General features: G+C 74.1%; 14 protein-coding genes. 7 read left to right on the top strand and 7 right to left on the bottom strand.

Annotation, left to right across the window (positions count from 1 at the left end; genetic code table 11):
• Nucleotides 1–9 precede the first annotated feature (9 nt).
• The 3 genes from AC3EVP_RS24835 to AC3EVP_RS24825 are packed head-to-tail and all read right to left on the bottom strand — an operon-like array spanning nt 10 to nt 4,156.
• On the bottom strand, nt 10–1,620 hold the full coding sequence (locus AC3EVP_RS24835; RefSeq protein WP_435133175.1) for an acyltransferase family protein: 1,611 nt from the start codon (nt 1,618–1,620) through the stop codon (nt 10–12).
• A complete protein-coding gene (locus AC3EVP_RS24830) occupies nt 1,617–3,788 on the bottom strand; it encodes a bifunctional polysaccharide deacetylase/glycosyltransferase family 2 protein (RefSeq protein ID WP_435133173.1) in 2,172 nt (723 codons plus the stop codon). Before AC3EVP_RS24830 ends, AC3EVP_RS24835 begins: the two co-directional genes overlap by 4 nt.
• 38 nt (nt 3,789–3,826) lie before the next feature.
• On the bottom strand, nt 3,827–4,156 hold the full coding sequence (locus tag AC3EVP_RS24825) for a hypothetical protein (RefSeq protein WP_335973866.1): 330 nt from the start codon (nt 4,154–4,156) through the stop codon (nt 3,827–3,829).
• Between the two features lie 299 nt (nt 4,157–4,455).
• Here AC3EVP_RS24825 and AC3EVP_RS24820 point away from each other — a divergent pair, with 299 nt between their 5' ends.
• The 4 genes from AC3EVP_RS24820 (at nt 4,456) to AC3EVP_RS24805 (ending at nt 8,590) form a co-directional block, all read left to right on the top strand.
• Nucleotides 4,456–5,499 (top strand): glycoside hydrolase family 26 protein, encoded by a 1,044-nt coding sequence (locus tag AC3EVP_RS24820; protein WP_435133171.1) that lies wholly within the window; start codon nt 4,456–4,458, stop codon nt 5,497–5,499.
• Nucleotides 5,500–5,634: 135 nt separating this feature from the next.
• Entirely contained in the window at nt 5,635–6,948 is a 1,314-nt protein-coding gene (locus AC3EVP_RS24815) for an outer membrane protein assembly factor BamB family protein (RefSeq protein ID WP_435133169.1), read from the top strand.
• Nucleotides 6,949–7,114: 166 nt separating this feature from the next.
• Nucleotides 7,115–7,897, top strand: coding sequence for a methyltransferase (locus AC3EVP_RS24810; protein WP_435133166.1), 783 nt, complete (start codon nt 7,115–7,117; stop codon nt 7,895–7,897).
• Nucleotides 7,898–8,179: 282 nt separating this feature from the next.
• On the top strand, nt 8,180–8,590 hold the full coding sequence (locus tag AC3EVP_RS24805; protein WP_335973853.1) for a DUF3040 domain-containing protein: 411 nt from the start codon (nt 8,180–8,182) through the stop codon (nt 8,588–8,590).
• A 127-nt stretch (nt 8,591–8,717) separates the two neighbouring features.
• Here the strand turns inward: AC3EVP_RS24805 and AC3EVP_RS24800 are convergent, their stop codons facing one another.
• The 4 genes from AC3EVP_RS24800 to AC3EVP_RS24785 all read right to left on the bottom strand — a co-directional run bounded on the left by AC3EVP_RS24800 (nt 8,718) and on the right by AC3EVP_RS24785 (nt 14,524).
• Entirely contained in the window at nt 8,718–11,135 is a 2,418-nt protein-coding gene (locus tag AC3EVP_RS24800) for a transglutaminase TgpA family protein (protein WP_435133163.1), read from the bottom strand.
• A complete protein-coding gene (locus tag AC3EVP_RS24795; RefSeq protein ID WP_435133160.1) occupies nt 11,132–12,769 on the bottom strand; it encodes a DUF58 domain-containing protein in 1,638 nt (545 codons plus the stop codon). The genes AC3EVP_RS24800 and AC3EVP_RS24795 overlap by 4 nt, the downstream gene beginning before the upstream one ends.
• Entirely contained in the window at nt 12,769–13,815 is a 1,047-nt protein-coding gene (locus AC3EVP_RS24790; protein WP_335973847.1) for an AAA family ATPase, read from the bottom strand. Before AC3EVP_RS24790 ends, AC3EVP_RS24795 begins: the two co-directional genes overlap by 1 nt.
• 151 nt (nt 13,816–13,966) lie before the next feature.
• Nucleotides 13,967–14,524 carry a beta-class carbonic anhydrase gene (locus AC3EVP_RS24785; RefSeq protein WP_335973845.1) on the bottom strand — a complete coding sequence of 186 codons (558 nt, stop codon included), beginning with the start codon at nt 14,522–14,524 and terminating at the stop codon, nt 13,967–13,969.
• A 196-nt stretch (nt 14,525–14,720) separates the two neighbouring features.
• Here AC3EVP_RS24785 and mraZ point away from each other — a divergent pair, with 196 nt between their 5' ends.
• The 3 genes from mraZ (at nt 14,721) to ftsL (ending at nt 17,043) form a co-directional block, all read left to right on the top strand.
• Complete coding sequence (gene mraZ / locus AC3EVP_RS24780) at nt 14,721–15,161, top strand: division/cell wall cluster transcriptional repressor MraZ (protein WP_335973841.1); 441 nt, start codon at nt 14,721–14,723, stop codon at nt 15,159–15,161.
• A gap of 323 nt (nt 15,162–15,484) precedes the next feature.
• Nucleotides 15,485–16,447, top strand: coding sequence for a 16S rRNA (cytosine(1402)-N(4))-methyltransferase RsmH (gene rsmH / locus AC3EVP_RS24775; RefSeq protein WP_335973838.1), 963 nt, complete (start codon nt 15,485–15,487; stop codon nt 16,445–16,447).
• Nucleotides 16,444–17,043 (top strand): cell division protein FtsL, encoded by a 600-nt coding sequence (ftsL, locus tag AC3EVP_RS24770; RefSeq protein WP_435133156.1) that lies wholly within the window; start codon nt 16,444–16,446, stop codon nt 17,041–17,043. Before rsmH ends, ftsL begins: the two co-directional genes overlap by 4 nt.
• The last annotated feature ends 2 nt before the right edge of the window (nt 17,044–17,045 follow it).

Raw genomic sequence — 17,045 nt, 5'->3', positions numbered from 1 at the left:
AGGGCCTGCTCAGGCGCGGCGGCGGCCCTTGACCCGGCGGGGATAGGGGAAGAGGCGGGGGCGGCGTTTGGCGGCCGCGTCCTCCACCCAGCCGAAGAGCAGCAGGGCCAGCACGATCAGGGGGATGGCGACCAGCAGGGGGAGCCACTGGCTGGTGAGCAGCCAGCGCAGGTGGGCGTACGCATACGGGTCGTTCCAGAGCTGGTCGATGATCGGTTCGGTCATCACCAGGGCCACGCAGTGCCACAGGTACACCGAGACCGCACGGGAGTTGAGCAGCGTGATCACGCCGTTGAAGCGTTCCAGCGGTCTGGGCCAGTGCTCCCACGACGGGCTGAGGTGCAGCAGCAGCATCACGCAGCCGAACGACCAGACCGCCTGGGCCAGTGGCACCGCCTCCAGGTCGGGGCCGACGCGGGGGTTGTCGACCGGTGCCCGCTGGAGCAGCCAGAAGCCGGCCACCAGCACCAGCGGGGCGATCGACGGCACCACGTACTGCGGGATCTTCCGCAGCAGGCCCTCCTGGTGAGCCATGCCCAGCAGCCAGCAGGCGCCGAATGTGGTGAAGTCGGTGGCGGTCTCCATGATCCGGCCGGACTGGTCCACCAGGCCGGAGTTGAGGAACGCGGAGCCCGCGAGCGGCACCAGCAGCGTCACCCAGGGCAGCCGCCGCACAGCCTTCAGCATCAGTGGCGAGAACAGGACGTACCACAGGTACGCGCGCAGATACCACAGCGGGACGACGACCTGCTCGGCCCAGCTGTGCGGCAGGTGGCCGGCGAAGCCGTGCACGCTGTCGGCATACGGCGGGGTGCTCAACGGCAGGACCCAAAAGGCGAGTTCGCCCCACCACCAGCGCGGGTGCCCGTCGGTGTGCGGCCCCCATCCGTCCAGGACCATGGCGGTCAGCACGACGGCGCCGAACATCCACATCGGCGGCAGCAGGCGGCGGGTGCGGCTGCGGATGACGCTCCAGGCGGGGCGCTTGAGCGAGCGGGCCATCAACGAGCCCGCCAGGGCGAACATCACGCCCATGGAGGGGAAGACCAGCGGCAGCCAGGTCCAGCCGAAGTTGTGGTACACCACGACCCGGACGAGTGCGAGGGCGCGCAGCAGGTCGAGGTAGCGGTCCCGCCCGCCGCGCGGACGGGATACCGGGGCGGTGTCCGCGGCCCCGGGACCGGCGGTCGGACCGGCATCGGGGCCGGCCGGCTCCGGGTCGGTCCGGAGCGGGTCGGTCCGGTGGACGAACGCCTCCGGCACGGTGATGGTCCGCAGTTGGACGGTCTCGGTGTCGTCCGTCACCAGCGTGTCGCGCTCGGCCGCGCTCATGAAGCCGCGGTCGGCGGCCGGGCGGGCGTACGGGCCGCCGAAGCCTCCGTCCGCACCGCCCGCGTGCCCGCTCCGGTCCGCCGCACCCCAGTACCCGGCGCCCTCCGGGACACCGCCGTACCCGGCGCCTTCCGGCGAACTCCCGTACTCCGCGCCCTGGGGAGCGCCCCCGTACCCGTACCCGGCGCCCTCCGCCGCCGCGCCCGCGTGGCGGCCGCGGCCGGCGGTGCCCCGCTGCCCGGGCTGCTCCGGCATGCCCAGCGCGTTGTCCCGTTCCACGGTGCTCATGTGCGCACCGCCTCCCCCGTGGTGACGTCCAGGCCGACCTCGCCGGTGCGGCGCAGCTTCTGCCAGCGCAGCCGGCCGCCGGTCAGGGCGGTGATCCAGGACTGCAGCAGGACCATGTACATGAGCACCCGGTAGACCACCTGCTGCACCGGCAGCGTGATCAGGTACCAGGCTTTCTCGCGGTCCAGCCGGAAGGACCACCAGGCGCAGAAGCCCTGCAGGAGCAGGACCGCGAACCAGGCACTCAGGCTCTTGTACGGGTCCACGAAGAAGCAGCCGTAGATCATGGAGATGTCGATGGCCGGCGCGAGCAGCGGCGTGACGACCATGAAGAGGGCCACGAATGGCAGCCCGACGCGCCCGAAGCGCCCGCCGGGGCCGCGTTCCAGGACGGCGTGGCGGTGCTTCCACATCGCCTGCATCGTGCCGTAGCTCCAGCGGTAGCGCTGGGACCACAGCTGGCTCATGCTGCCCGGGGCCTCGGTCCAGGCGCGGGCGTTCTCGGCGTAGACGATCCTCCAGCCGGCCCGGTGGAGCGCCATCGTGACGTCGGTGTCCTCGGCGAGCGTGTCGTCGCTCATGCCGCCGGCCTGCACCAGCGCCTCGCGGCGGAAGGCGCCGACCGCACCGGGGATGGTGGGCATGCAGTTGAGGACGTCGTACATGCGGCGGTCGAGGTTGAAGCCCATCACGTACTCGATGTGCTGCCAGGCGCCGATCAGGGTGTCGCGGTTGCCGACCTTCGCGTTGCCGGCCACCGCCCCGATCCGCGGGTCGCCGAAGGGCTGCACGAGTTCGCGCACGGTCGCCGGCTCGAAGACGGTGTCGCCGTCCATCATCACGATCAGGTCGTGCGAGGCCGCGGCCACGCCGGTGTTGAGGGCGGCCGGCTTGCCGCTGTTGGGCTGCCGGATCAGCCGGACCATCGGCAGGTCCAACTCCTCCACGATCGCCGCGGTGTCGTCGGATGAGCCGTCGTCGACGACGACCACCTCGATCGGGTGGTCGCTCGCCGCCAACGAGAGCAGGGTGTTGGTGATGCACTCCTGCTCGTTGTAGGCGGGCACGATGACGCTGACCGGCTCGGTGACCGGCGGCCCGCAGCGGAAGCCGGGCTTCCTGGTGCGGCGCACGTGCAGGAGCGACAGTACGAACATCAGCGCGAACCGGGTGAAGACGAGCACGCCGACCACCGCCAACAGCGCCACCAGCCAGGGCATCACCCACACGGAGAAGGAGGTGCACCACACGAAGAACCGTCCGGCCCACAGCGTGGAGCCGTGGACCTTGGTGTTGGCCGAGCCGGTGCCCAGCGCCTCGCCGACGGTCTTGAAGGTGTAGCCCTGCGCCCTGAGCTTGTCGATGATCAGCGGCAGCGCGGCCAGCGTCTGCGAGCGGTTGCCGCCCGCGTCGTGCATGAGGATCATCTCGCCCTGGCCGGGCAGCTTCGGCATCGCGGCCTGCACGATCGCGCCGACGCCGGGGCGCTTCCAGTCGTCGGTGTCCTTGTCGATGAAGGTCACCAGGTAGCCGTCCGCGCCCACCGCCTTGGTGACCGGCCAGGACCAGTCGTCGAGGGCGTCGGCGGTGGAGGAGTACGGCGGCCTGAAGAGGCTGCTGTGGATGCCGGCCACCCCGGCGAGGGCGAGCTGCGTCTCGCCCAGCTCCCAGTGCAGCCGCATGTTGTTGTGCAGGGCGAGGTCGGGGTGCGTGTAGGTGTGCACGCCGATCTCGTGGCCCCCGGCGACGATCCGCCGGATCAGCCCGGGGTTGCGGGTCGTCATGGAGCCGGTGACGAAGAAGTCCGCCTTGACGTGCTTCTTGGCGAGCACGTCGAGGATCTTCGGCGTCCACTGCGGGGAGGGCCCGTCGTCGAAGGTCAGCACCACGGTCTTGTCCGGGACGGTGTAGCTGACGGGGTGGTCCTGCTTGGCGCCGCGGGCGTCCACGACCGGGCCGCCTTCCAGCACGCTCTTGGGCACCGTGGTCTTGTCGACGGAGACGGCCACCTTCTCGTCGTGGAAGACCTCGTTGTTCGCCATGCCGCGCAGGACCAGCAGGGCCAGCAGGGTGATCAGCAGCGTGACCGGCAGGAAGAAGCGCAGAGGTGGCGCCGCGAGTCTGCGCGGGCGCAGCACCGACCTGCTGGGGCGTTGGTGGCGCGACATGTTCGACGAGTCCTCGGGCGGTTACGGGGCGGTGGCGGTCACGGCGAGCCGAAGAGGGACGAGGAGGCGCCGCCCGCGGCGGTGGTGGTGGCGGAGGGGGTGTCCCCGGTGCGGTCGGCCTTGCCCGGCGGGGCGGGTTGGGGGGCGTCGACGTACTGGCCGGGCGGCAGGGTGTCCGCCGTCCTCGGCACGTGCAACGGCGGGGCGTCAGCCTGGGTGCCGAGCAGGCCGGAGACCATCGCCAGGGTGAGGCCGACGAAGGCGACGCCGACCCCCCAGCCCAGACCGCGCAGCCGTCGGCCGCGACGGCCCGACCGGTCGACGAACACGGGTGAGGGTTCGACGACTTCGGACAGGCTGCTGGTCACCGAACGCCTCGGACTTTCCTGATCGTGCCACCACTGCTGCGGGAGTCGAAAAGTAGCGTTCGTACCTGGCAAGCACTCGACCGGTTGGCCCCCTTGCCCCGATTTACCCGCCACCTGTGACGAAAGTGTGATGAAAATATGGTGATCGGCTTCTCGGAGCATAAGATCCTGGTCGCGCAGCCAAGCGCTCGCCTGGCCCCGCATCACCCCTGACTCGACCCTGACGTGCCGTCGCCCCGTCCCCCGCCCGGTCGCCGGCCCTGCCAACGACCCGTCTCCACCTGCCCGATCGGACCTCCATGGCCAGAATCCGCCGCCTCGGCCGCCCGGCCGCCGCCATCCTCGCCGTGGCGGTACTGCTGCTGACGGCGGCGTGCGGGGGCGGCGGCAGCGACTCCCCGAAGGCGGCGGCGAGCACCGGGACCGGGGGCCCCTACGACGTCTCCGCGCTGCGGAACGAGCTGGGCGCCCTGGGCACCGCCGCCGGCCGGACGGCCTCGGCGGGCCGACTGCTCGGCGTGGTGGACGACAAGTCGCCCTGGCAGTACGGGATCGTGCAGTCCTTCACCGCGCAGGCCGGCCGCGCCCCGGACGTGCGCGAGTACTACGCCTCCTGGGGTGACGACTTCGACGCCCAGGGCAACGCCTTCCTGTGGCAGCACGGCCGGTTGCCGATGCTCTCCCTGGTGCCGTCGGACACCTCGCTCGCCGACATCGCCGCCGGCCGCGACGACGGGTACGTGCGCCGGCTGGCCGGGCAGATCGCCTCCTACCGCGGGCCGCTGGTGCTCTCCTTCGCCGGCGAGATGAACGGCCCGTGGAACTCCTGGGGCCCCGGCCACGCGACGGCCGCCGACTTCACGGCGGCCTGGCGGCACGTCCACGACGTCTTCCGCCGGCAGAAGGTCGGCAACGTCATCTGGGTGTGGAGCCCGCACGTCGTCGACAGCGGCACGACGGCCAAGCTGGAGCCGTACTACCCGGGTGACGCCTACGTGGACTGGGTGGGGCTGATCGGCTACTACGGCCCGATCGACGGCACCGCGTTCTCCAGCCTCTTCACGCCGACCATCAAGCAGATCGCCGCCTTCGCCGATAAGCCGCTGCTCATCACCGAGACCGGCGTGGCCGAGAGCCCCCGCAAGGAGGCGCAGGTGCGCGACCTGTTCCAGGGCGCGGCCGCGGCCGGCGTGATCGGCCTGGTCTGGTACGACCAGCGCAAGGACTGGCCGGGCAGCACCCAGTTGATGGACTGGCGGATCGACACCTCGGTCGGCTCCCGGGCCGCATTCCGCCTGGAGTCCGCGCGCTACGACTTCGGCCACCCCTTCGGCGGCGGCTGACCGGGGGCGGGAGCGAGCAGCACCGTCGAACGGGCTCCGGAGCCCCGGAAACGCCGAGCGCCCGGCGGGGGCCGACCAGGAGCCCGCAAGCCCGTCGAGGGCTCACCGCACGCCAAGGAAAGGGACGCACCAGGGATGACGACGCAGATGGCGCCGGAGGAGGGGAGCCCGGCGCGGCCCGACGGCAGGGCCGCCGCCCGGGCGGCGGACCGGGCCGCGGCGCGCTCCGGCCGGCGTCGCACCCGGCGGGTCGTGCTCGCCCTCGTGCTGCTCGCCGCGGTCGGCGGCGGCACGGCGGTCGCGCTGCACCGGGAGGACGCCGCCCCCACCGCGTCCCGGCACCTGGCCACCGCCTGGCAGCACCCTGCGCCGGATGCCGACGACGCGCTGGTCGGCAGTTGGGTCACTGGCAAGCTCCTGATCCGCGCCAGCACCGACGGCGGCCTGCGGGCCTACCGGCTGGCCGACGGCGCACCGGCCTGGAGCGCGGCGCTGCCGCCGAAGATCGCGCACGGCGGCACGCGGCCCTGCGCGATGTCGCCCACCCTCACCGCCGGCGGCCTGGGCACCATCGCCTTCGGCAAGGACGGCAGCACCTGCACCACGCTGGCCGGCATCGACGCCGGGACCGGCAAGGTGCTGTGGACGGTGCCGCTGACCGACGCCAAGCACCCCACGGCGGCGGCCGCCGACACCTATGTGCAGGGCGGCGTCGCCACCATCGTCAGCGAGAACTTCCTCGGCGGCCTCGACATCCGCACCGGGCGGCGGGTGTGGGGCTTCAGCCCGCGCGGCTACTACTGCAACGCCTACGTGTGGGGCGGCACCGGGGTGGTGCTGGTGGACGACTACTGCGCCGACCGCAAGGCGCCGTTCACCCTGGCCGCCTACGACGGCGCGACCGGCAAGCGGCTGTGGAGCAGGCAGCAGGACGCGCACACCGACGTGGCGCACGTCTTCAGCGCCTCCCCGCTGATAGCCGGGGAGCACACGGCGGGCGAGGACAGCGTCCGGGTGATCGAGCCGACCGGGAGCAGCCGCAAGCTCGCCGTGGGCGACACCGAACTCGACCCCGGCAACGGCACCGACGCCGACCACAGCGCCCGCGTCATCGGCAAGGTGCTGGTCACCCCGGCCCAGACGGCGGCGGGCCCCGAGATCGACGGCTTCGACGTGGCCACCGGCGCGAAGCTGTGGCACCTCCCGGCGATCGCGCTGGCCACCCCGTTGAAGGCGGACGACCCGGTCTACGCCCTCACTGGCACCCCCGCCGCCCCCCAGGTGGTCCGCGTCGCGCCGCGCACCGGCCGGGCCACGCCCGTCGCCGCCCTCCCCGCCGAGAACTCCAGCCGGCACTTCACCGCCGGGGCCCTGTACGTGACGCCCGACGGCGGCGTCCTCGAAGTCGCCGCACAGGCCACCTCCGGCGGCGTCACCTACGCGCGCTGAGCCCGCGCCCGGCCCAGGACACCCCCAGGCCGGCCACACCGTACGCATCAACGACCCGCGAAGTACGGGTCTAGAGTGGGACGTGGCCGCGCCCATGGTGGCCGCCACCCCCCCAGCACCACCGCCGGCAGCATCGCCGGCACCACCGCGAGGAGAGCCGCCCGCCATGTCCCGTGCAGGGTCCAGTCCAGGAGGGCCGGAGCCGATCCGCCCCCGTGCCAGCCTTCGTACCGCTGTGGTGTGGGAGGTGCTCCAGGGCGCCCTGGAGGGGCGGGCCAAGGCCGCGGACCGCCCGGTGCTCGACGTCCTGGACATCGGCGGCGGCACCGGCAACTTCGCCGTGCCCGTCGCCCGCCTCGGCCACCGGGTCACGGTCGTCGACCCCAGCCCGGACGCGCTGTTCGCGCTGGAGCGCCGGGCCGCCGAGGCCGGGGTGACCGACCGCGTCACCGCCGTCCAGGGCGATGTGCACGGCCTGCTCGGCGTGGTCCGCCCCGGCGGGTACGACATGGTGCTGTGCCACGGCGTGCTGGAGTACGTCGACGACCCCGCGGAAGGCGTGCGCAACGTGGTGGCAGCCCTCCGCCCGGCCGGCTCGCTCAGCCTGCTCGCCGCCGGCCGCGGCGGCGCCGTCCTCGCCCGTGCGCTGGCCGGCCACTTCGCCGAGGCCCAGCAGGCGCTGCTCGACCCGGACGGACGATACGGCGCCGCGGACTCCCTGCCCCGCCGCTTCACCGCCGACGGCCTGACCCGCCTGGTCGGCGAGGCGGGCCTGCGCACGGCCTCCGTGCACGGTGTGCGGGTCTTCGCCGACCTGGTGCCCGGAGTGCTGGTCGACACCGAGCCGGGCGCCCTGGAGGCCCTGCTGCGGCTGGAGCTGGCCGCCGCCGAGGACCCCGGGTTCCACTCGGTCGCCACCCAGCTCCACGTCCTCGCCGAGCGCGACTGACCCGCCCCGGGCGGTCACCGTGCGCCCGGCGCTCGCCCCGGGCGCACCGCGGGCCCGCGGCGGAGCCCGCCACGGGCCCGGCCGGACCGGCCGCCGAGTCCGTCACAGCCCCGCCCGCGCCGTCATTCCTGACCGTATGCTGGCATGACGTGGCGTCCGACGGGGAAGAAGTGCCCCGTCGGATTGGCGCAGTGGGGTGGGTTTCACGCAGCGGATTCCCGCCTATCCTGAAAGGGTCGGACCCGGTCGCGGCCCCGCGCGACCGACGAGTAGGAGGTCTCCGTGCCGCTCTCGGAGCACGAGCAGCGCATGCTCGAGCAAATGGAGCGCGCGCTGTACGCCGAAGATCCCAAGTTCGCGTCGGCGCTCGAGGGAAACGGAGTGCGCGCGTTCACCCGTCGCAGGGTCTACCTGGCCGTGCTCGGCTTCGTGTGCGGGATCGCGCTGCTCATCGGCGGAATGGTCGCGCAGCAGGCCTGGCTCGGTGTTGTCGGGTTCCTGGTGATGCTGGCGTGCGCCGTCCTCGCGGTCACCGCCTGGCGCCGCGCCAACCGGCCCCCTGAGGCCGGGCCCGCCGCGGTCCCCGGACACTTCGGCCGCCGCTTCGGAGCCCGTCGCCAGCAGCGCCGCGGCAAGGTCATGGACCGCATCGAGGAGCGCTGGCAGCGCCGCCGCGACCAGCAGGGCCAGTAACACCGTTCGTCGTACGAAGGGCGCGCCCCCGACCGGGGCGCGCCCTTCCGCGCGGTCCGGGTCCCGTACCGCGACGGTCCCGGTACGGTGGCGGGCCCCGTACCGCGGCGGGGCCCGCCACCCGCCGTCACGGCGCCTCGCGCGCCGCCTTCCCGCGCAGCAGCCCGCCCAGGTTCCGCACCGGCGCCGCCAGCCGCTGCCCGGCCGCCCGGGCCCGCCCGGTGGACGCCGTCCAGCGGGCGGCCAGCGCCCATCCGATCCGGGCCGCCGACCGCGGCAGCACCGCCGCCCGCAGCCGCCCGCGGCGGTTCGTGCCCGCCTTGAGGCCCTGGTGGACCCGGTGGACATCGCCGGCGAGCCCGGTGGCCGGGCGGGGGTCGGCGGCGTACAGGGTCTGCTCCACGGCCGTGGCGAGCCGGGCGGCCGACGCGGCCGGCTCACCCGTCAGGCGCCCGTCCCGGACCAGCCGGGCCATCGCCCGCCGGGGTGTCTCCGAGCCGTCCGGCGGGATGCCGTAGTCCCAGCCGGTGTCGACGACTTCCCGCCACGCGGCCAGCGCCAGCCCCTCGGTCCGGTCACCGCCGCCGCCGAGCCGGCGTCTGCGCAGCCGGGAGCGCCATAGCAGCGGCGTGGTGGGCAGCAGCAGCACCAGCAGCGCGGCCAGCACGACCAGGGCCGCCCGGCCGCCGCCGAAGCCGCCCCCGGAGCCGCTGCTCGCCGGCAGCGCCTGCTGCGCGCACGTGCTGCTGTCCGACGCGGTGCCCGGCTCGCAGCTCTGCGTCGGGGTGGGCGTGTCGGTGGTGGCGGGCGCCGAGGTGTGCGGCGCGACGTCCTGGTCGCCGGAGGTGCCCGACGGCGTGGTGGTCTGGGTGTAGTCCGGCGCGCTGCCGCGGTAGGGCGTCGGCTCGAACCGGGTCCAGCCGATCCCCTCGAAGTACAGCTCCGGCCAGGCGTGGGCGTCCTTCAGGCCCACCGTCATCAGGCCGTCGGCGTCGGCGGTGGGGGAGCCGGGGGTGAAGCCGATCGCGACCCGGGCCGGGATGTGCAGGGTGCGGGCCATCGCCGCCATGGTGAAGGCGAAGTGGACGCAGAAGCCCTCCTTCGTCTGGAGGAACCGGGCGATCGCGTCGACCCCGGTGCCCGCCTTGGCCTGCGTGTTGTACACGAACTGGCCGGAGGTGAAGTAGTTCTGGAGGTCGACGGCCCGCTGGTAGTCGTTGGTGGCGCCCTTCGTCTCGCGCAGCGCGGTCTGCTTGACGATCGCGGGCAGCGAGTCGGGCACCTGCTCGTACTGCTCGGCGATCCGGCCGGTGGCCTTCGGGGCCTGGGCCAGCTGCTGCGCGGTCGGGTCGACCTCCATGCTGGTGACGGTGTAGTGCTGGCCGGCCGCGGTCTGGCCGTGCGTGCCGACGAGCATCCGGCCCTCGGGCTGGTACTTCCACGCGCCGGTGGTCTGCACGCTCGTGGCGGGGAACGGCAGCGGCAGCATGTCCTGCACATAGCTGTCGTCGACCCGGACCCGGGTGGTGGCGGTGGTGTACTTCACGTCGGCCGCCATGCCCTGCGGGCGCGGCAGTTGGGCCGGCAGGGCCTCGGTCGGCAGGTTCGACGGCACCCACTGCGTGCCGTCGAACTTGTCCAGCGCCGCGATCCGCAGGTACATGCCCGAGGCGGGCTTCGCGGTGGTGGAGTAGGTGAGCACCTCGCTGTTGCTCGGCTGGTTCAGGTTGTCCTGGAGGGCGGCGACCAGGTTGACCGAGCCGCCACCGCGGCCGATGCCGCCGCCGTGGCCCGAGGTGTCCAGCAGTCCGCCGCCGAGCGAGGGCAGCGCGGCCGGCGCGACCAGCGCGATGCCCAGCGCCAGCACGCCGATCCGGCGGGCGCCGCGCACCGGGGTCGACCCGCTCTGGGCGAAGGGGCTGCTGCCGCCGAAGGAGCCGGGGGGCGGCCCGCTGCTGAACACCCGGCCCCAGCGGGACATCCGGTCCCGGCCCTCGGCGAGCAGCAGCAGGAGGTAGCCGGCCGCGGCCAGCAGGAAGTACAGCCAGGCGGCGCTGCCGCTGTCCAGGCCGGCGGCGACGGAGTACAGCGCCAGCAGCGGCAGTCCGGCCGGGGCCGCGCTGGTGTACGTCACCGCCATCGCGTCGACCACCAGCGCCACGACCGTCACCCCGCCGACCAGCAGCAGCCGGATACCGGGGCTGACCGGCGCGGGGATCGAGTAGTTCGAGACGTCGGTGATGCCCTGCTGGACCACCTGGCCGAGCTGTTGCAGCGCCTGCGGGCCCGGCAGCAGCCCGCCCAGGGCCTGCTGCGAGGCGAACATCGCCGTGAGCGCCACCAGCGACACCAGGGCCTGCACCAGCACCGTCAGGGGTCGGGCCAGCGGCACCCGGCGGCACCCGGCGCCCACCGCGGACTGGAGCAGGACCAGCAGCAGCGCCTTGCCGTACCAGGTGCTGTTGTCGGTCAGGGGCAGCAGCGCGGCTGCGGCCAGCATGGAGGCCACCACCGCGCACACCGTGAGCCGTGCGCGTCCGCTCATCCCGCCGCCCCCGCTCCTCGCGGCGCCTGCCCGGCCCGCGCCTGCCGCGTCGTCTCCTCGCGTGACCGGTAACGGTCCGCGTGCTGCCAGAGTTCCGGCAGCGAGGCGCCCGGCTGCACCTCCACCACGCTCCAGCCCGCCTCGCGCAGCATCCGCACCGCGCGCTCGGTGCTGTCCGGCTCGCCGCCGGCGCCCGGCTGCACCGCGGACAGCTCCGGGCCCGGCCGGGTCCCCAGCTCGCGGGCCAGCCAGTCGTCGCTGTCCAGCACGAACGCCACCGCGCCGCCGGCCCGTTGCCGCATCCGCGCGATGGTGGCCGCCTGCTCCTGGTAGAGGTCGCCGAAGAAGCCCACGAGCAGGCCCTCGCTGCCGGCCCGCAGCACGTCGTAGGCCGCGGCCAGCGAGTCGCCGTCGGAGTGGTCGACCACCGCGAGGGTGTCCAGCAGCAGCCCGGCCATGTCGCCGGAGTCGGCGCCGTAGCCGGACGTGCCCTCCGGGCCCGGCACGCTGCTGCCGGTGTCGGTGAGCAGCCGCACCGCGAAGCCGCGCTCCAGCATGTGGGTGGCCACCGACGCGGCGCCGGAGACCGCCCACTCGAAGGCGGAGTCGGGTCCGGCGCCGAAGTAGGCGTCCCGGCGGGTGTCGAGCAGCACCGTGCAGTGCGCCCGGTTCGGCTGCTCCTCGCGGCGCACCATCAGCTCGCCGTACTTCGCGGTCGACCGCCAGTGCACCCGGCGCAGGTCGTCGCCGTGCCGGTAGCCGCGCGGGATCACGTCGTCGTCGCCGGCCAGCGCCAGGGCCCGGGTGCGGCTCTCGCCGTAGCCGGAGGACTCGCCGGCCAGCCGCACCGGCGGCAGCGGCTCCACCCGGGGCACCACGGTCAGGGTGTCGAAGGCGCTGAAGGACCGGGTCAGCTCGACCATGCCGAACGGGTCGGTCAGCCGCAGCTGGAGCGGGCCCAGCGGGTAGCGGCCGCGCAGGTCGGAGCGGACCCGGTAGGACACCTCGCGGTGGCCGCCCGGCTCCACCCGGTCCAGCACGAACCGCGGCCGCGGCCCGAGCACGTAGGGCACCCGGTCCTGGAGCATCAGCAGCCCGGTGGGCACCCGCGAGACGTTGTCCACCCGCAGGTGCACCCGGGCCTCGGACATCGCCGGGACCCGGGACGGCGCCAGCCGGCGGCTGCCCGCGACCCGGTAGCGGGTGCGGTAGAGCACCGCCACGCACACCAGCGGCAGCACGGCCAGCAGCAGCCCGACCCGCAGCAGGTCGGACTGGCCCAGGACGTACGAGCAGGCGGCCGCGGCCACCCCGGCGGCCACGAACGACCGGCCGCGGGTGGTCAGCCCGCCCAGCGCCCGGCGGAAGCCGCCGGTGGGCCGCTCGTCGGCGGAGGTGGGGCCGACCGGCGGAACGCCCGGCGCCCGCGGCGCCGGCTGCCCGGCGTACGGCCCCGCCCCGGGCGGCTGGGCGTGGGGCCCCGGCTGCGGCTGCTGCCGGGCCTGCGGTGCGGGCGGGGCGCCGTACGGGCTCGGGTACGGGCCCGGGTACGCGCCCGGCGGGCGCGGCGGCGCGGGCGGACGGCCGCCGGGCGGGCGGGCGCCCGGCGGGGGCGGCCCTGCGGGTGTGCCCATCACACGCCCCGCGCGTCCGGCATGCCCTGGGGCCGCCCGGCCGGCCGCTGCGGCCAGCCGGCGCCCCCGCCCGCGCCCGCGGCCGGGTCGGGCACCGGTACGCGCTGCACGATCTCCGCCACCACCTGCTCCGGCGTGCGCCGGTTCAGCTGCGCCTGCGCGGTCGGCAGCAGTCGGTGCGCGAGGACCGCGGCGGCCAGCGACTGCACATCGTCGGGCAGGACGTACTCGCGGCCGTCCAGCGCCGCGGAGGCGCGGGCGGCCCGCACCAGGTGCAGGGTGGCGCGCGGGGAGGCGCCCAGCCGCAGGTCCGGGTGGCTGCGGGTGGCGCCCACCAGCGCCACCGCGTAGCGGCGCACCGGTTCCGAGACGTGCACCTGCCGCACCGCCTCGATCAGCTTCACGATGTCCTGGGCCTCCGCGACCGGCTGGAGGTCGTCCAGCGGGGAGACCCCGCCGTGCACGTCGAGCATCTTCAACTCGGCCTCGGGACTGGGGTAGCCGATCGAGACCCGGGCGGTGAAGCGGTCCCGCTGCGCCTCCGGCAGCGGGTAGGTGCCCTCCATCTCCACCGGGTTCTGGGTGGCGATCACCATGAAGGGGCTGGGCAGTTCGTAGGTGGTGCCGTCGATGGTGACCTGGCGCTCCTCCATCGACTCCAGCAGCGCCGACTGGGTCTTCGGCGAGGCGCGGTTGATCTCGTCGCCGACCACGATCTGCGCGAAGATCGCGCCGGGCTTGAACTCGAAGTCCCGCCGCTGTTGGTCGAAGACGCTCACCCCGGTGATGTCCGAGGGCAGCAGGTCGGGCGTGAACTGGATGCGCCGCACGGAGCAGTCGATGGACCGCGCCAGTGCCTTGGACAGCATGGTCTTGCCGACGCCCGGCACGTCCTCGATGAGCAGGTGGCCCTCGGCCAGCAGGACGGTCAGTGCGATGCGTACGACCTCGGGCTTGCCCTCGATCACGTTCTCCACGCTCCGGCGCACCCGCTCCGCGGTCGTGGTCAGATCGCTCAGTTCCGCTCGAGCGTCAAAGGTCGTCACCCGGTACTCCTCGGCCTGTTCCATTGGGGCCCCAGGGCCTCGGTCGTCCCTGGACCGCGGCCCTCCCCGATTGCGCAACGCCCGCCGCGGGCGGGACGTGCCGCATCCTGCATTCTTCCCTCACGGGGAGGGCCGCGTCACTCGCCTGCCGTTACTTGTTCGTGATTTCCCGCAGCAGGCCGGTGTGGACGTCGAAGACGAAGCCGCGCACGTCGTCGGTGCGGGCGAGGAACGGGGAGGTCCTGACCCGGGCCATGGACTGCCGCACGTCCTGGTCGATGTCGGTGAACGCCTCGACCGCCCAGGTGGGGCGCTGGCCGACCTCGTGCTCCAGCTCGGTGCGGAAGTCCTCGGTGATGGTCTGCATCCCGCAGTTGGTGTGGTGGATCAGGACGACGGAGCGGGTGCCGAGGGCGCGCTGGCTGACGGCGAGGGAGCGGATGGTGTCGTCGGTGACGACCCCGCCCGCGTTGCGGATGGTGTGGCAGTCGCCCAGCTCCAGGCCGAGCGCCTGGTGCAGGTCGAGCCGGGCGTCCATGCAGGCGACGACCGCGACCTTCAGGACCGGGGCGGCACCCATGCCCGGGTCGGTGAACTCGGCGGCGTAGCGCCGGTTGGCGGCGACCAGCCGGTCGGTGACGGAGGAGTCGGCGCCGGGGGCGGTCCCGGGGGCGGGGGGATTCGCGGGGGCGCTGGCATCTGTCGACATGTCTATGACGGTATCCGAGCCGGCCGGAACCGCAGGGGGCGCACCTTCCGCACCGGTCAGGACACGAGGGCGCACGGCGGGCGCGTCCGGCGTACACGGGGGCGCGCCCCCGGCGCGGCCGCCGTTGACCGTGGGGCATGGTGGAGTAAAGTGGCGCGAAGTGGTGCCGTTGGCCGGAGGTGTCGGGAGGTGTGCGGTGTTCCTGGGATTCCTCGGGACCTACACCCCGCGGCTCGACGACAAGAACCGGCTGGTGCTGCCGTCCCGGTTCCGCGAGCAGCTCGCCGACGGCCTGGTGATGACCCGCGGGCAGGAGCGCTGCCTGTACGTGTGGCCGGTCGAGGGCTTCCGGGCCGCCACCGAGCAGTTCTCCGGGGCGCCGCTGACCTCCAAGGCCACCCGGGACTACCTGCGGGTGCTCTTCGCCGGCGCCCATGACGAAGTGCCCGACAAGCAGGGCCGGGTGACGGTGCCGCAGCCGCTGCGGGACTACGCGGGCCTGGTCCGCGAGTGCGCCGTGATCGGCGCGAACACCCGGGTGGAGATCTGGTCGGCGGACGCCTGGGAGCGGTACCTGGCCGCCCAGGAAGACACCTTTTCGGCCCTGTCCGAGGAGGTTCCGCCCGGATTACTGTGAGCGCGGTCCCCGCCCCGGCGCGGCGCGCACCACTTCGTCCCACCCCGGTGCGGACGCGCGGCCCGGCCTCCTCCCGCTCCCGGCTGCCGCTGGCACCACTTCCCCGGTGCCAGGGGACCGCCGCACCGAGCGGGCGGGGACCAGGTTCCGCGTCCACCGAGCCGTTGCCGGCCGTAGCGTGTCCGTCGTGCTTGTCTGGCAGCCGGCGCCCGTATCGTCGGATGCCCGGACCCGACCTGCGGGACCGTTCCACCGCCACGACCGCCCGACGCCGTGCCCGACCCCACCGCGCTACGCCGTCCCTACCGTTCGATAAGGGCCACATGAGCAACCCGTCCCCGCGGCACATCCCGGTGATGCTGCGGCGCTGCCTCGATCTGCTGGCCCCCGCGCTCGCCCGGCCCGGTGCCGTCGTGGTCGACGCCACGCTGGGACTCGGCGGGCACAGCGAGGCGCTGCTGACCACCTTCCCTGAGTGCCGGCTGATCGCGGTGGACCGCGACCCGGTAGCCCTGAAGCTGGCCGGGGAGCGGCTGGAGCCGTTCGGGGAGCGCGCCACCTTGGTGCACGCGGTCTACGACGAACTGCCCGAGGTGCTGCGGCGGCTGGGCGTCCCGCGGGTGCAGGGCGTGCTCTTCGACCTCGGGGTCTCCTCGATGCAGCTCGACGAGGCCGACCGCGGCTTCGCCTACGCCCAGGACGCGCCGCTGGACATGCGGATGGACCAGTCCACCGGGATCAGCGCCGCCGAGGTGCTGAACACCTATCCGCCCGGGGAGCTGGTGCGCATCCTGCGCGCCTACGGCGAGGAGAAGTTCGCCCGCAAGATCGTGGACGCGGTGGTGCGCGAGCGGGAGCGGGAGCCGTTCACCGGCAGCGCGCGGCTGGTCGAATTGATCCGGCAGGCGCTGCCGCAGGCCGCCAAGCGCACCGGCGGCAATCCGGCCAAGCGCACCTTCCAGGCGCTGCGGATCGAGGTCAACGGCGAGCTGGCGGTGCTGGAGCGGGCGGTGCCCGCGGCGGTGGCCGCGCTCGCGGTGGGCGGCCGGATCGCGGTGCTGTCCTACCAGTCGCTGGAGGACCGGCTGGTCAAGCAGGTCCTCGCGGCCGGCGCCGCGCAGACCGCGCCGCCCGGGCTGCCGGTGGTGCCCGAGCAGTACCAGCCGCGGCTGAAACTGCTCACCCGCGGCGCCGAACTGCCCGGCGAGGACGAGATCGCCGGGAACCGGCGGGCCGCGCCCGCCCGGCTGCGCGGCGCCGAACGCATCCGGGAGGACGTGCGATGAGCGACGGCACCGGACGCGAGGGGCGCGGCGGCCGCGGCACCGTACGCGGCGCGGTGCGCGGCGGCGCGCTGGGCGCGCGGCTGGGTGCCGGGAGGTCCGCAACCGCCCGGCGTACCCCGTTCGTCGTTCTTGTCGTGACACTGCTCGCCGGGGGACTCATCTCGCTGCTGATGCTCAACGCGGCGCTGAACCGGGACTCGTTCAAGCTGGACAAGCTCCAGGATCAGACGACGCACTACACCGACCAGCAGCAGCAGCTCCAGCAGGAGGTCGACGGCTACTCCGCGCCCGAGACGCTGGAGAAGCGCGCCCGCGAGCTGGGCATGGTGCCCGGCGGCGACCCGGCCTTCCTCGACCCGAACGGCAAGGTGCAGGGCACGCCGTCGCCGGCGACCGCCCCGCCCGCGCCTCCGCCGACCACCACCCCGCCGCCGACGACCCCGCCCGCCACCCCGTCCGGCACCGCCACCCCGGCGGGCACCACCGGCATCACCAGTACGGCCGGCACCACCGGTACGACCGGTACTTCGGGTACTTCGGGTACATCGGGTACGAGTACGGCGGGCACCCCCACGACACCGACCCCCGGCAGGTGAGC

The organism is Actinacidiphila sp. bgisy144, assembly GCF_057708105.1.
This window is presented reverse-complemented; position numbering and strand designations above follow the sequence as displayed.

Excerpts from the sequence above, each read along its gene's own strand:
- AC3EVP_RS24795 (WP_435133160.1), bottom strand. The coding sequence starts at position 12,769 with ATGGGCACACCCGCAGGGCCGCCCCCGCCGGGCGCCCGCCCGCCCGGC.
- AC3EVP_RS24815 (WP_435133169.1), top strand. The coding sequence starts at position 5,635 with ATGACGACGCAGATGGCGCCGGAGGAGGGGAGCCCGGCGCGGCCCGAC.
- AC3EVP_RS24785 (WP_335973845.1), bottom strand. The coding sequence starts at position 14,524 with ATGTCGACAGATGCCAGCGCCCCCGCGAATCCCCCCGCCCCCGGGACC.
- ftsL (WP_435133156.1), top strand. The coding sequence starts at position 16,444 with ATGAGCGACGGCACCGGACGCGAGGGGCGCGGCGGCCGCGGCACCGTA.
- AC3EVP_RS24810 (WP_435133166.1), top strand. The coding sequence starts at position 7,115 with ATGTCCCGTGCAGGGTCCAGTCCAGGAGGGCCGGAGCCGATCCGCCCC.
- AC3EVP_RS24835 (WP_435133175.1), bottom strand. The coding sequence starts at position 1,620 with ATGAGCACCGTGGAACGGGACAACGCGCTGGGCATGCCGGAGCAGCCC.
- AC3EVP_RS24830 (WP_435133173.1), bottom strand. The coding sequence starts at position 3,788 with ATGTCGCGCCACCAACGCCCCAGCAGGTCGGTGCTGCGCCCGCGCAGA.
- rsmH (WP_335973838.1), top strand. The coding sequence starts at position 15,485 with ATGAGCAACCCGTCCCCGCGGCACATCCCGGTGATGCTGCGGCGCTGC.
- AC3EVP_RS24820 (WP_435133171.1), top strand. The coding sequence starts at position 4,456 with ATGGCCAGAATCCGCCGCCTCGGCCGCCCGGCCGCCGCCATCCTCGCC.
- AC3EVP_RS24800 (WP_435133163.1), bottom strand. The coding sequence starts at position 11,135 with ATGAGCGGACGCGCACGGCTCACGGTGTGCGCGGTGGTGGCCTCCATG.